Below are 12,956 nucleotides of genomic sequence, written 5' to 3' on the forward strand. Positions count from 1 at the left end.
TTACGAAATTTAATTCGCATTGCGTCAGATAAGAGATGCTTATGGAAATGTGACGGTGATCATGCGATTTGTTGCCCTCACCCTAACCCTCTCCCACAGGGAGAGGGGACTTTTCGGTGCGGTTTTAATGCCAGCAGAAGTGATGCACAACCTGGGTAATGAGTTCGCGGGTGGGCTTGATGAAGCGGGTTTCGAGATATTCGTCCGGCTGGTGTGCCTGGTTGATGGAGCCAGGGCCCAGAACCAGCGTCGGGCACAGCGTCTGAATAAACGGCGCTTCGGTGCAGTAGTTCACCACGTCGGTTTTCTCGCCGAGCAGTTTTTCCACTACCTGAACCAGCTGATGGTCAGGCGGGCATTCGTAGCCTGGAATCGGCGGATGCAGTTCGGAGACCGTCAGACGGCCCGGCCAGCGCTCGCTGACCGGTGCCAGCGCTTCGTTCAGTAAGCCATCCAGATCGCTCAGCGTCATACCCGGCAGAGGACGGATATCCATATGCAGTTCGCAGCAGGCGCAGATACGGTTGGACGCATCACCGCCGTGCAGGCTGCCGAGGTTAAGCGTTGGGTAAGGCACGGTGAACGCCTCGTAGTGATAGCGCTCTTTCAGATCGTCGCGCAGGGTCATGATGCGGCCAATCGCGTCATGCATCAGCTCAATGGCGTTCACGCCGCGCGCCGGATCGCTGGAGTGGCCAGACTGGCCCAGTACGCGCACCGCGGTAGAAATATGGCCTTTGTGCGCCCGAATCGGTTGCAGAGAGGTCGGTTCGCCGATGATCGCGCAGTCAGGACGAATCGATGTGTTTTCAGAGAAATAACGTGCGCCCGCCATGCTGGTCTCTTCATCGGCGGTCGCCAGAATGTAGAGTGGTTTTTTCAGCTTCGTCACGTCCACGTCACGCAGCGCGTCGAGGATAAAGGCGAAGAAGCCTTTCATGTCGGCGGTGCCCAGACCATAAAGCTTGTTGTCATGCTCGGTCAGCGTGAACGGATCGCGCGTCCAGCGGCCATCATCAAACGGCACGGTGTCAGTGTGCCCAGCCAGCAGCAGGCCGCCCGCGCCATGTCCGGTACTGGCGAGCAGGTTAAATTTGTGGCGTGTTCCGGGGACGGGCTGAACCTCAACGTTAAACCCAAGATCGCTAAACCAACCCGCCAGCAGATTGATTAAAGACTCATTGCTCTGATCCAGGGCTTCTTCCGTCGCGCTGATGGAGGGTGTGGCGATCAGGGCGCGGTAAATCTCGATAAATGGCGGTAAGTTCATTTTCATTGTTGACACACCTTAGGTCGTGATAGTATCAATATTCATGCAATAAATGTGAATAAAAATACATTAACGTTGAGCATAAAGGAACCCGATGTTGAATACGCTGATTGTAGGCGCTAGCGGTTATGCGGGCGCAGAGCTTGTAAGCTACGTAAATCGCCACCCTCATATGACCATAACCGCTTTGACCGTGTCAGCGCAAAGCAATGATGCCGGAAAGTTAATTTCCGATTTGCATCCACAACTTAAGGGCGTGGTTGATTTGCCTTTGCAGCCCATGTCTGACATCAGCGAGTTTACCGACGGCGTTGACGTGGTGTTTTTAGCCACCGCACACGAGGTCAGTCACGACCTGGCGCCGCAGTTCCTGGCAGCCGGATGCGTGGTGTTCGATCTCTCCGGCGCGTTCCGCGTTAACGACGGCGCGTTCTACGAAAAATATTACGGTTTCACCCACCAGCATCCGGATCTGCTTGAAAAAGCGGTCTACGGCCTGGCGGAGTGGAGCGCAGATAAACTGAAAGAAGCGAACCTGATTGCCGTTCCGGGATGCTACCCGACGGCGGCGCAGCTTTCCCTGAAGCCGCTGATCGACGCGGGCCTGCTGGATCTGAACCAGTGGCCGGTGATCAACGCCACCAGCGGCGTGAGCGGTGCAGGACGCAAGGCGGCGATTTCCAACAGCTTCTGCGAAGTGAGCCTTCAGCCGTATGGCGTGTTTAACCACCGTCATCATCCTGAAATCACGACGCATCTGGGCGCGGACGTCATTTTCACCCCGCATCTGGGCAGCTTCCCGCGCGGGATCCTCGAAACCATTACCTGCCGCCTGAAGCCGGGTGTGAACAAAGAACAGGTGAACGAGGTCTTCACGCAGGCGTATGCGGACAAACCGCTGGTGCGCCTGTACGACAAAGGCGTGCCGGCGCTGAAAAATGTGGTCGGCCTGCCGTTCTGCGATATCGGCTTTGCCGTGCAGGGTGAGCATCTCATCGTGGTGGCAGCAGAAGATAACCTACTCAAAGGCGCTGCCGCACAGGCAATGCAGTGTGCAAATATTCGTTTCGGCTTCCCTGAAACGCAGGCTCTTATTTAAGGTGTGATGATGAACCCATTAATTATCAAACTCGGTGGTGTACTGCTGGACAGCGAAGAAGCGCTGGAGCGCCTGTTTAACGCACTGGTGAACTATCGTGAATCACACCAACGTCCGCTGGTGATTGTGCACGGCGGCGGCTGTGTGGTGGATGAGCTGATGAAAAGGCTCAACCTGCCGGTGAAAAAGAAAAATGGCCTGCGCGTCACCCCTGCTGACCAGATTGACATCATTACCGGCGCGCTGGCGGGCACGGCGAACAAAACGCTGCTGGCATGGGCGAAGAAACACCATATCGCTTCCGTTGGCCTCTGTCTGGGCGACGGTGACAGCGTAAAAGTGACCCAGCTTGACGAAGAGCTCGGCCATGTTGGACTGGCGCAGCCAGGTTCGCCTAAGCTGATTAACACCCTGCTGGAAGGCGGTTTTCTGCCGGTGGTGAGCTCAATCGGCGTGACCGAAGAGGGCGAGCTGATGAACGTTAACTCTGACCAGGCGGCAACCGCGCTGGCGGCCACGCTGGGCGCAGACCTGATCCTGCTCTCCGACGTGAGCGGCATACTGGACGGCAAAGGCCAGCGTATTGCGGAAATGACCGCCGCAAAAGCCGAGCAGCTGATCGATCAAGGCATTATCACCGACGGCATGATTGTTAAAGTGAATGCGGCGCTGGATGCGGCCCGCACGTTGGGTCGCCCGGTGGATATCGCCTCCTGGCGGCACGCGGAGCAACTCCCGGCGCTGTTTAACGGTACGCCGATTGGTACGCGTATTCTGGCTTAAGTTTCTGTGCCGGATGGCGCTTTGCTTATCCGGCCTACGTGAATTTTGTAGGCCCGGTAAGCGCAGCGCCACCGGGCAAAAATATCATCATTAAGGAAATTCGTTATGGCACTTTGGGGTGGGCGTTTTACACAGGCAGCGGATCAGCGGTTCAAACAGTTCAACGACTCTTTGCGCTTCGACTACCGCCTGGCCGAACAGGATATTGTCGGCTCTGTGGCCTGGTCCAAAGCGCTGGTGACCGTTGGCGTGCTGACCGCAGACGAACAGCAGCAGCTGGAAGAGGCGCTGAACAATCTGCTGGAAGAGGTGCGTCTGGATCCGCAGCAAATCCTCCAGAGCGATGCTGAAGATATTCACAGCTGGGTGGAAGGCAAACTGATCGACAAAGTCGGCCAGTTGGGTAAAAAGCTCCATACCGGGCGTAGCCGTAATGACCAGGTGGCGACCGACCTGAAGCTGTGGTGCAAAGAGACCGTCGGCGAACTGCTGGCGGCGAATCGTCAGTTGCAGGGCGCGCTGGTGGACACCGCGCAGAACAATCAGGACGCGGTGATGCCGGGTTATACCCACCTGCAACGCGCGCAGCCGGTGACGTTCGCGCACTGGTGTCTGGCCTATGTTGAGATGCTGGCGCGTGATGAGAGCCGTTTACAGGATACCTTAAAGCGTCTGGACGTGAGCCCGCTGGGCAGCGGCGCGCTTGCCGGCACGGCTTATGAAATTGACCGTGAGCAGCTGGCAGGCTGGCTGGGCTTTGCCTCCGCCACCCGCAATAGTCTGGACAGCGTCTCTGACCGTGACCACGTGCTGGAACTGCTCTCAAATGCGTCTATCGGGATGGTGCACCTGTCGCGCTTTGCCGAAGACCTGATCTTCTTTAACTCTGGCGAAGCCGGGTTTGTGGAGCTGTCCGACCGTGTGACGTCCGGCTCCTCCCTGATGCCGCAGAAGAAAAACCCGGACGCGCTGGAGCTGATCCGCGGGAAATGTGGCCGCGTGCAGGGTGCGCTGACCGGTATGATGATGACCCTGAAAGGGCTGCCGCTGGCGTACAACAAAGACATGCAGGAAGACAAAGAGGGGCTGTTCGACGCGCTCGACACCTGGCTGGACTGTCTGCATATGGGCGCGCTGGTGCTGGACGGCATTCAGGTGAAACGTCCGCGCTGCCAGGAAGCGGCGCAGCAGGGGTATGCTAACTCTACCGAACTGGCGGACTACCTGGTGGCGAAAGGCGTACCGTTCCGCGAGGCGCACCATATTGTGGGTGAAGCGGTAGTGGAAGCGATTCGTCAGGGTAAAGCCCTTGAAGAGCTGGCGCTTGCCGACCTGCAAAAATTCAGCGCGGTTATCGGGGATGATGTCTACCCGATTCTGGCCCTGCAATCCTGCCTGGATAAGCGTGCAGCGAAAGGTGGCGTGTCACCGAAGCAGGTAGCGCAGGCGATTGCGGATGCGAAAAACCGGTTGGTTTAAACCGTGCGGGCTGGTGCCCTCACCCCGGCCCTCTCCCACTGGGAGAGGGAGAAAAACGGAGCCTGGCTTAGTGCTGGGCTTTCTTTTACGCAAAAAAAAGCGGACCACGGGGTCCGCAAAAGTTCACGTTGGCTTTAGTTTTTCGAGTTTTGAGAGAAACTCGCTGACGGTGCGGGGACGTCAAGGGTCAAACACGTGCCGCCTCGTCTATGTGATGTATTATTCAACAGAATGCTTGATAGGGATAATCGTTCGTTGCTATGCTATCTATCGCCATGAACTATCGTGGCGACGGAGGATGAATAATGAATATTCGTGATCTTGAATACCTGGTAGCGTTAGCTGAGCATCGCCATTTTCGCCGCGCGGCAGACTCCTGCCATGTCAGCCAGCCAACGCTGAGCGGTCAGATCCGCAAGCTGGAAGATGAGCTGGGCGTGATGCTGCTGGAGCGCACCAGTCGTAAGGTACTGTTCACCCAGGCAGGTCTGCTGCTGGTGGATCAGGCGCGCACCGTACTGCGCGAGGTCAAAGTGCTCAAGGAAATGGCAAGCCAGCAGGGGGAAGCGATGTCCGGCCCGCTGCATATTGGCCTGATCCCAACCGTTGGCCCGTACCTGTTGCCGCACATCATTCCGATGCTGCACCAGACGTTCCCGAAACTCGAAATGTACCTGCATGAAGCGCAAACCCATCAGCTGCTGGCGCAGTTAGACAGCGGTAAGCTCGACTGTGCGATTCTGGCGCTCGTTAAAGAGAGTGAAGCGTTTATTGAAGTACCGCTGTTCGATGAGCCGATGATGCTGGCGATCTATGAAGATCACCCGTGGGCGAACCGCGATCGCGTACCGATGGCCGATCTGGCCGGTGAAAAACTGCTGATGCTGGAAGACGGCCACTGTCTGCGCGATCAGGCGATGGGCTTCTGCTTCGAAGCGGGTGCCGATGAAGATACCCATTTCCGCGCAACCAGCCTGGAAACGCTGCGTAATATGGTGGCGGCGGGAAGCGGTATTACGCTGTTGCCGGCGCTGGCCGTGCCGCACGAGCGTAAACGTGATGGCGTGGTCTATCTGCCGTGCATTAAGCCTGAGCCGCGACGTACGATTGGCCTGGTTTATCGCCCGGGTTCACCGCTGCGCAGCCGCTATGAGCAGCTGGCAGAGGCCATCCGCGGTGCGATGGATGGCCATTTTGACAGCGCGTTAAAACAGGCGGTTTAAGCCGTTCAGCGCAGCGACCCGATAAGCTTCCGCCATGGTCGGGTAGTTAAAGGTGGTGTTAACGAAGTACTCAATGGTGTTGCCACCACCTTTTTGCTCCATGATCGCCTGGCCGATATGAATGATTTCCGCCGCGCGTTCACCGAAGCAGTGAATACCGAGGATCTCTTTCGTCTCGCGATGGAACAGGATCTTCAGTGTACCCACGCTCATTCCCACGATTTGCGCCCGCGCCAGATGTTTAAACTGGGCACGACCCACCTCGTAAGGCACCTTCATGGCCGTAAGCTGCTGCTCGGTTTTGCCGACAGAGCTGATTTCCGGAATGGTGTAGATGCCCGTCGGGATATCTTCAATCAGATGCGCCGTCGCTTCACCTTTCACCAGCGCCTGTGCGGCGATGCGGCCCTGATCGTAAGCGGCGGAGGCCAGGCTTGGGTAACCAATCACGTCGCCCACCGCGTAAACGTGCGGCAGCGCAGTCTGGTACATGCTGTTGACCTTGAGCTGACCGCGGCTGTCGGTTTCAAGCCCGATATTCTCCAGCTGCAATGAATCCGTGTTGCCGGTACGGCCGTTGGCATACAGCAGGCAGTCGGCTTTCAGCTTCTTACCGGATTTCAGGTGCATGATCACACCGTCATCGCAGCCTTCGATTTTCTCGTACTCTTCGTTGTGGCGAATCACCACGCCACTGTTCCAGAAGTGGTAGGAGAGGGAATCTGACATCTCCTGATCGAGGAACGCCAGCAGCCGGTCGCGGGTGTTGATCAAATCAACTTTGACCTCCATTCCGCGGAAGATCGACGCATATTCACAGCCAATCACCCCCGCACCATAAATGATCACATGGCGTGGCTCGTGGTGCAGGCTGAGGATGGAGTCGCTGTCGTAAATGCGCGGGTGCGAGAAATCCACGTCTGCCGGATGGTAAGGACGGGAGCCGCAGGCGATCACAAATTTTTCAGCGGTGAGCGTCTCAACCGAACCGTCGTGGCACTCCAGCGCCAGGGTGTGTTCATCCACAAAATGCGCGTTCCCTTGCAGAATTTCACAGTGGTTGCGCTCATAGAAACCCTGACGCATGCGCGTCTGCTGGTTAATGACCGTGTCTGCGTGATTCAGGATATCGGCAAAGGAGGAGCGAAGAAGTCGGGAGTGGTCGCTGTAAAGAGGGTTCTGGTTAAATTCGATAATGCGGCTAACGGCGTGGCGGAGGGCTTTCGAAGGGATGGTGCCCCAGTGGGTGCAACCGCCGCCGACATTATGGTAGCGCTCAATAACCGCTACTCTGGCTCCCTGTTTTACCAGACCCATAGCAGCACCTTCGCCGCCGGGGCCGGAACCAATAACTATTGCGTCGTAATCGTAGGAATGTGGCATGGCAAGGCTTACCTGTTCTTATACATAAAAGCAACAGAATCATAACATCATTGCCAGGGTAACCCAATTATCGTTGTGCTTTTTTCGGGCAGTGGAGCACAAACCGCGCGTAAACAATCATTCACAAAGTCAGGTAAACAGATTAATTTTATTCTCTGGTATAGTGCCAACGGGCCTTTGGAAGGATTCAACTATCGTGATGGGCGTAAGAGCACAACAAAAAGAGAAAACCCGGCGTTCGCTGGTGGAAGCCGCATTCAGTCAACTGAGTGCTGAGCGGAGTTTTGCCAGTTTGAGCCTGCGTGAAGTGGCGCGCGAGGCCGGGATTGCGCCAACGTCCTTCTATCGTCATTTCCGTGATGTGGATGAACTGGGCCTGACCATGGTCGACGAGAGCGGTTTGATGCTGCGCCAGCTTATGCGTCAGGCGCGTCAGCGTATCGCCAAGGGCGGCAGCGTGATCCGCACTTCCGTGTCGACATTTATGGAATTTATCGGCAATAACCCTAACGCGTTTCGCCTGCTGTTGCGTGAGCGTTCCGGAACGTCAGCCGCGTTTCGTGCCGCCGTCGCGCGTGAAATTCAGCATTTCATCGCGGAACTTGCCGACTATCTTGAACTCGAAAACCATATGCCGCGTGCGTTTACTGAAGCACAGGCTGAGGCGATGGTGACGATTGTGTTCAGCGCGGGTGCTGAAGCGCTGGATGTCAGCATTGAACAACGTAAGCAACTCGAAGAGCGACTGGTATTGCAGCTGCGGATGATTTCTAAAGGTGCGTACTACTGGTATCGCCGTGAACAAGAGAAGTTGGCACATCAAAACGATGAGTGAAGGTGAGTAATGAAACAGTCAGGTCAGGATAAAGGAACGCTGTTGCTGGCATTGATCGCTGGCTTATCCATTAATGGTACGTTTGCGGCGGTTTTCAGCTCAATTGTACCGTTCTCGATTTTCCCGATTATCGCGCTGGTGCTGACGGTGTACTGCCTGCATCAACGTTATCTGAACCGCACGATGCCAGTTGGGTTACCGGGACTGGCCGCAGCCTGTTTTATTCTGGGTGTATTGCTTTATAGCACGGTGGTGCGCGCGGAGTATCCGGATATTGGCTCTAACTTCCTGCCTGCGGTACTGTCTGTGGCGCTGGTGTTCTGGATTGGCTCTCGCATGCGTAGCCGCAAGAGCGAGTTGCCAGAGTAATGAGGTCTGAGTAGGGCAGGTAAGCGAAGCGCCACCTGCCAAAAACGCCGGCTAGTTACTTCGCCGTGAGCAGTACGCCGCACTCCATATGGTGCGTATACGGGAACTGATCGAACAGCGCCAGACGTTCAACCTTGTGCGTCTGGCTTAATGTTTCCAGATTCTTGCACAGCGTCTCCGGGTTACAGGAGATGTACAAAATACGCGGGTACGCCTGCACCATCTTCTCGGTTTCGCTGTCCAGGCCACTGCGCGGCGGATCGACAAAAATTGTCTCACACTGGTAGCTCTTCAAATCAATCCCTTGCAGGCGGTTAAACTCGCGTACGCCGTTCATCGCCTGGGTAAACTCTTCTGCTGCCATACGAATAATTTGTACGTTATCAATATGGTTAGCGGCGATGTTGTACTGCGCGGCTGCCACCGACGGTTTGGCGATTTCCGTCGCCAGCACGCGTTCGAAGTTACGCGCCAGCGCCAGCGAGAAGTTGCCGTTACCGCAGTAGAGTTCCAGCAGATCGCCCTTAGACCCTTCCGTCGCCTTCAACGCCCACTCCAGCATCTGCACGTTCATGGCGGCATTCGGCTGGGTGAAGCTGTTCTCCACCTGACGGTAAACCATCTCTTTTCCTGCCACCGGCAGACGCTCGTCGATGTAATCCTGGTCCAGCATGATTTTGGTTTTGGTCGCGCGGCCAATCAGGTGCACGTTGATATTCTGCGCGCGCAGCGCATCGCGCAGGGCTTCTGCCTGCTCGCGCCACTCGTCAGTCAGTGCTTTGTGATAGAGCAGAGAAACAATGGCCTGATTGCTTTGGGTGGTCAGGTAGTCAATCTGGAACAGCTTGTTGCGCAGTACCGGATTGTTGCGCACACCGTCGATCATCAGCGTCATCAGCTGGTTGATGAGCTCACTCGCCGCCGGAAAACTGTCTACGCGAATACGGGATTTCGTCTGCTGATCGAAAATGATGTGGTACAGGTCATCGCCATCGTGCCAGATGCGGAACTCAGCGCGCATACGGTAGTGGCTGACCGGAGAACGAAACACCTCGGGAACCGGCGCGTTGAAAGGCGTCATCATACTTTGCAGGCGGACAACTTTTTCTGCCAGCTGTGCGTCGTACTGTTCTGTCGGGAGGTGTTCGGGGGTCATGATGCGTCCTGAGTGATAAAGAATTACGCGGGGATTGTAGGGATTGTGCAGTGGATGTCCAGATTTAATGGCTAATAGCTATCTGGACATCTATACGTGTCTAATTGTAGCATTCTGTTTCCGGTCTCCTGAGAGTGAAAAGGGAATCCAGTGCAAATCTGGAGCTGACGCGCAGCGGTAAAGACTGGCGGGATGAGAGTTGTAGACACTGTGAAAATGGGAAGTCTTCATCCGTATAACGCCACCCAGCCCGAAGACCTGCCGGGATCACGTCGCATTTGGTTTCATCATCGCGTGCTATCGGTGAGGCCTGCGGCATCCTTCTTATATTGTGGATGCTTTAACAATGATTAAAAAAGTATCGCTGTTGACGGTGTTTTCCGTCACGGCATTTTCGGGCTGGGCGCAGGAAAGCGCCGACTCGTTGGTGGTGACAGCAAACCGTTTCGAACAACCAGCAAAAACCGTTCTGGCTCCGACCTCCGTCGTGACGCGTGAGGATATTGAACGCTGGCAGGCAACGAGTGTTGTGGAAATCATGTCACGCCTGCCGGGTGTGGACATCGCACAAAGCGGCGGGATGGGGTCGACCTCTTCAACGTTTATTCGCGGTACGGAATCCCGCCATGTTCTGGTACTGATTGATGGTATCCCTCTGAATAATGCCGGGATCAGCAACGTTCCCGATTTAAGCCAAATTCCGACGTCGCTGATTCAGCGTATTGAGTACATTCGCGGCCCACGTTCGGCGCTGTATGGCTCCGACGCGATTGGCGGTGTGATTAACATCATTACCGGGCGCGACAAGCCGGGTGCGGAAATTTCTGCGGGTGTCGGTTCAAAGGGGTATCAAAACTATAACGGTGCCTTCCAGCAGGTGTTCGATAAAACCAAAATCACCATGGCCGGTGATTATACCTATACCCGTGGTTTTGATATTGCCGCAAAAGATGCCCCGCGCCAGCCAGACCGCGATGGTTTTATGAGTAAATCGCTGTTTGGCTCGGTGGAGCAGCAGTTTACCGACAGCGTCAGCGGATTCGTCCGTGGCTTTGGCTACGATAACCGCTCCGCGTATGACGGTTACGATCACTATGGCGCGACCGGCATTGATGGGCGGCCGGACACGCGTCAGGTTTACAGCCAGAACTGGGACACCGGGTTGCGCTATAACCAGGGTATTTTCCAGTCACAGCTGGTGGCAGGGTATGGCCGTAGCAAAGATCAGAACTATGATCCGAAAAAAGGCCGCTACGCTGACTCCGCAACCATGGATGACGTGAAGCAGTACACCACCCAGTGGCTGAATACGGTTGAAGTGGGGCACGGCAATATCGGCGCGGGTCTGGACTGGCAGAAGCAGAAAACCCAGGCGGGTACGGGCTATCTGGAAAAAGGTTACGAACAACGTAATACCGGCGTGTTCCTTTCGGCGATGCAGCAGTTCAACAGCGTGACGCTGGAAGCGGCGGCGCGTAATGACGATAACTCTAATTTTGGCAATCACGCCACCTGGCAGACCAGCGCCGCATGGGAGTTCATCGAGGGGTATCGCATCATCGGTTCTTACGGTACAGCGTATAAAGCACCGACCATGAGCCAGATCCACAGTAAAGATTACGGTAATCCGGATCTGAAGCCAGAAGAGAGTAAGCAGTGGGAAGGCGGCTTTGAAGGTCTGACGGGGCCGGTAAACTGGCGTGTGACGGGCTATCGTAATGATATCGATAACCTCATTACGCGGACTTACCGTTATTACAACGTCGATGAAGCCCGTATTAAAGGAATCGAGGCGACGGCCCAGTTCGACACTGGCCCGTTAGGGCATCAGATTTCTTACGACTACGTCGACCCGCGTAATGCGAAAACTAACGAAGTCCTGGCTCGTCGCTCAAAGCAACAGGTTAAGTATCAGCTTGACTGGCAGGTGTGGGATCTCGACTGGAATCTGGCGTACCGTTATCTGGGCACTCGCTATGACGTTGCCGTTGATCCGAATACCTATGCAACAGAACGCGTGAAAATGGGCGGCGTCAGCCTGTGGGACGTCGCGGTTTCATATCCCGTCACCTCTCATCTCACAGTTCGTGGTAAAATAGCCAACCTGTTCGATAAAGATTACGAGACAGTTTATGGCTACCAAACTGCAGGACGGGAATACACCTTGTCTGGCAGCTACACCTTCTGATCCGCGTCCCACCGTGCTGGTGTTTGATTCCGGCGTCGGTGGGCTTTCGGTCTATGATGAGATTCGGCAGCTCCTGCCGGATCTCCATTACATCTACGCCTTCGATAACGTCGCGTTCCCGTATGGGGAAAAGAGTGAAGACTTTATTGTTGAGCGTGTGGTTGAAATCGTCACCGCGGTACAAAAGCGCTACCCCCTGGCGCTGGCGGTCATTGCCTGTAATACGGCAAGCACGGTCTCTCTTCCTGCCCTGCGCGAAAAATTCCCGTTCCCGGTTGTGGGCGTTGTTCCGGCAATCAAACCTGCGGCGCGTCTGACGGCGAACGGCATTGTGGGGTTGCTGGCTACGCGTGGTACGGTAAAACGTCCTTATACGCGTGAGCTTATTGAGCGCTTTGCCAATGAATGCCAGATCGCCATGCTCGGCTCCGCGGAGCTGGTGGAAATGGCGGAAGCGAAACTGCACGGCGAGACGGTATCGCTTGAAGAGCTGCGTCGTATTCTGCGTCCATGGCTGCGGATGCAGGAACCACCGGATACGGTTGTTCTCGGCTGTACCCATTTCCCGCTATTACAGGAAGAGCTGTTAAAGGTTCTGCCTGAAGGGACCCGGCTGGTGGATTCCGGTGCTGCGATTGCGCGTCGGACGGCCTGGCTGCTGGAACACGAGGCGCCGGATGCGAAATCCGCTGATGCGAACATCGCTTTTTGTATGGCGATAACAAAAGAAACTGAACAACTTTTGCCCGTTTTACGTCGTTATGGCTTTGAAACGCTCGAAAAACTGGCGCTGTAGCACGGTTTTGAGCAAAAAAGAGACGGTTGAACGTTTTTTTTCAAAGAGGGGTTGTCAACGTCTGAGAACTCCCTATAATGCGCCTCCACTGACACGGAACAACGGCTTGCAAGCCGCCGGGGCAGCGGGGTTCAGAGATGAACGCCAACAGAGAAAAGTGAAAATAATTGCTTGACTCTGAATGAGGAAAACGTAATATACGGGACCTCGCAACGATGTGCTGAAAGCCGCGTTGCAACTGCTCTTTAACAATTTATCAGACAATCTGTGTGGGTACTCAAAGTGACATGGGTTCTTAACGTCCTCGGACGAAAAATGAATACCAAGTCTCAACGAGTGAACACGTAATTCATTACGAAGTTTAATTCATTGAGC

At 55.3% G+C, this 12,956-nt stretch carries 11 protein-coding genes and 1 riboswitch; of the genes, 8 read left to right on the forward strand and 3 right to left on the reverse strand.

Annotated elements, in window-relative coordinates:
* Positions 1–124: 124 nt before the first annotated feature.
* The gene (gene argE / locus ACOTYB_RS22005) at positions 125–1,276 is read right to left on the reverse strand and encodes an acetylornithine deacetylase (RefSeq protein ID WP_003862050.1); all 1,152 of its coding nucleotides are present in this window, start codon (positions 1,274–1,276) and stop codon (positions 125–127) included.
* Between the two features lie 88 nt (positions 1,277–1,364).
* Here argE and argC point away from each other — a divergent pair, with 88 nt between their 5' ends.
* The 4 genes from argC to oxyR all read left to right on the forward strand — a co-directional run bounded on the left by argC (position 1,365) and on the right by oxyR (position 5,854).
* A complete protein-coding gene (gene argC / locus ACOTYB_RS22010) occupies positions 1,365–2,369 on the forward strand; it encodes an N-acetyl-gamma-glutamyl-phosphate reductase (RefSeq protein ID WP_023323883.1) in 1,005 nt (334 codons plus the stop codon).
* 6 nt (positions 2,370–2,375) lie between these two features.
* Positions 2,376–3,152, forward strand: coding sequence for an acetylglutamate kinase (gene argB, locus ACOTYB_RS22015; RefSeq protein ID WP_421765884.1), 777 nt, complete (start codon positions 2,376–2,378; stop codon positions 3,150–3,152).
* Between the two features lie 105 nt (positions 3,153–3,257).
* Entirely contained in the window at positions 3,258–4,631 is a 1,374-nt protein-coding gene (gene argH, locus ACOTYB_RS22020) for an argininosuccinate lyase (protein ID WP_003862053.1), read from the forward strand.
* A 305-nt stretch (positions 4,632–4,936) separates the two neighbouring features.
* Positions 4,937–5,854 carry a DNA-binding transcriptional regulator OxyR gene (gene oxyR, locus ACOTYB_RS22025; protein WP_008501786.1) on the forward strand — a complete coding sequence of 306 codons (918 nt, stop codon included), beginning with the start codon at positions 4,937–4,939 and terminating at the stop codon, positions 5,852–5,854.
* Here oxyR and sthA read toward each other — a convergent pair.
* Entirely contained in the window at positions 5,837–7,237 is a 1,401-nt protein-coding gene (sthA, locus tag ACOTYB_RS22030; protein ID WP_003862057.1) for a Si-specific NAD(P)(+) transhydrogenase, read from the reverse strand. The two genes, oxyR and sthA, sit on opposite strands and share 18 nt — an antisense overlap.
* Before the next feature lie 196 nt (positions 7,238–7,433).
* Here sthA and fabR point away from each other — a divergent pair, with 196 nt between their 5' ends.
* Positions 7,434–8,072 (forward strand): HTH-type transcriptional repressor FabR, encoded by a 639-nt coding sequence (gene fabR, locus ACOTYB_RS22035; RefSeq protein ID WP_003862059.1) that lies wholly within the window; start codon positions 7,434–7,436, stop codon positions 8,070–8,072.
* Positions 8,073–8,081: 9 nt separating this feature from the next.
* A complete protein-coding gene (locus tag ACOTYB_RS22040; protein ID WP_003862061.1) occupies positions 8,082–8,441 on the forward strand; it encodes a YijD family membrane protein in 360 nt (119 codons plus the stop codon).
* Between the two features lie 55 nt (positions 8,442–8,496).
* Here the strand turns inward: ACOTYB_RS22040 and trmA are convergent, their stop codons facing one another.
* A complete protein-coding gene (gene trmA / locus ACOTYB_RS22045; RefSeq protein WP_045343489.1) occupies positions 8,497–9,597 on the reverse strand; it encodes a tRNA (uridine(54)-C5)-methyltransferase TrmA in 1,101 nt (366 codons plus the stop codon).
* A gap of 104 nt (positions 9,598–9,701) precedes the next feature.
* Positions 9,702–9,877: riboswitch (cobalamin riboswitch) on the forward strand.
* Positions 9,878–9,943: 66 nt separating this feature from the next.
* Here trmA and btuB point away from each other — a divergent pair.
* Both btuB and murI read left to right on the forward strand, forming a co-directional pair.
* A complete protein-coding gene (gene btuB, locus ACOTYB_RS22050) occupies positions 9,944–11,785 on the forward strand; it encodes a TonB-dependent vitamin B12 receptor BtuB (RefSeq protein WP_220153434.1) in 1,842 nt (613 codons plus the stop codon).
* Positions 11,730–12,581 (forward strand): glutamate racemase, encoded by an 852-nt coding sequence (murI, locus tag ACOTYB_RS22055; RefSeq protein ID WP_003862067.1) that lies wholly within the window; start codon positions 11,730–11,732, stop codon positions 12,579–12,581. Before btuB ends, murI begins: the two co-directional genes overlap by 56 nt.
* Positions 12,582–12,956: the final 375 nt, after the last annotated feature.

It is taken from the genome of Enterobacter cloacae complex sp. IR5450 (assembly GCF_049238665.1).
Taxonomy (GTDB): Bacteria; Pseudomonadota; Gammaproteobacteria; order Enterobacterales; family Enterobacteriaceae; genus Enterobacter; species Enterobacter hormaechei_C.

What these genes read in the sequence shown, in the direction of transcription:
- argE (WP_003862050.1), bottom strand. Translation starts at nt 1,276, where the DNA reads ATGAAAATGAACTTACCGCCATTTATCGAGATTTACCGCGCCCTGATC.
- argC (WP_023323883.1), top strand. Translation starts at nt 1,365, where the DNA reads ATGTTGAATACGCTGATTGTAGGCGCTAGCGGTTATGCGGGCGCAGAG.
- argB (WP_421765884.1), top strand. Translation starts at nt 2,376, where the DNA reads ATGATGAACCCATTAATTATCAAACTCGGTGGTGTACTGCTGGACAGC.
- argH (WP_003862053.1), top strand. Translation starts at nt 3,258, where the DNA reads ATGGCACTTTGGGGTGGGCGTTTTACACAGGCAGCGGATCAGCGGTTC.
- oxyR (WP_008501786.1), top strand. Translation starts at nt 4,937, where the DNA reads ATGAATATTCGTGATCTTGAATACCTGGTAGCGTTAGCTGAGCATCGC.
- sthA (WP_003862057.1), bottom strand. Translation starts at nt 7,237, where the DNA reads ATGCCACATTCCTACGATTACGACGCAATAGTTATTGGTTCCGGCCCC.
- ACOTYB_RS22040 (WP_003862061.1), top strand. Translation starts at nt 8,082, where the DNA reads ATGAAACAGTCAGGTCAGGATAAAGGAACGCTGTTGCTGGCATTGATC.
- trmA (WP_045343489.1), bottom strand. Translation starts at nt 9,597, where the DNA reads ATGACCCCCGAACACCTCCCGACAGAACAGTACGACGCACAGCTGGCA.
- btuB (WP_220153434.1), top strand. Translation starts at nt 9,944, where the DNA reads ATGATTAAAAAAGTATCGCTGTTGACGGTGTTTTCCGTCACGGCATTT.
- murI (WP_003862067.1), top strand. Translation starts at nt 11,730, where the DNA reads ATGGCTACCAAACTGCAGGACGGGAATACACCTTGTCTGGCAGCTACA.